Origin of the sequence: Vibrio sp. 10N.222.55.C6 (assembly GCF_041473395.1) — a bacterium.
Lineage (GTDB): Bacteria > Pseudomonadota > Gammaproteobacteria > Enterobacterales > Vibrionaceae > Vibrio > Vibrio crassostreae_C.
Genome location: NZ_JBFRSD010001041.1, coordinates 1 through 322 on the forward strand (window position 1 = coordinate 1; position 322 = coordinate 322).

At 47.5% G+C, this 322-nt stretch carries 1 protein-coding gene; it reads left to right on the forward strand.

Annotation, left to right across the window (positions count from 1 at the left end; translation table 11 throughout):
- Positions 1-322, forward strand: a 322-nt coding sequence (locus tag AB4486_RS27455; RefSeq protein WP_372119958.1) for a hypothetical protein, incomplete at both ends; no start/stop codon positions are given.

Consider the following 322-nt stretch of genomic DNA (forward strand, 5'->3'; position numbering starts at 1 on the left):
TCGCTGCTCGCAGTTATTTGAGGCGGTCGGTTTACATACCGATGTCGTTGATTTGTGTTTCCGTGGCGTAACGACTCGTATCCAAGGTGCTAGCTTTAGCGACTTCCAACAAGATATCTATAATCTATCTCGTAAAGCATGGACTAAGCGTAAACCACTGGAACATGGTGGCTTACTCAAATACGTACATGGCGGCGAATACCACGCCTACAACCCAGACGTAGTCAGCACCTTGCAAACCGCAGTAAAGACAGGTGAAACATCGGATTATCAATCTTTTGCGAAGCAAGTTAATGCTCGTCCTGCTGCTATGCTGCGCGAC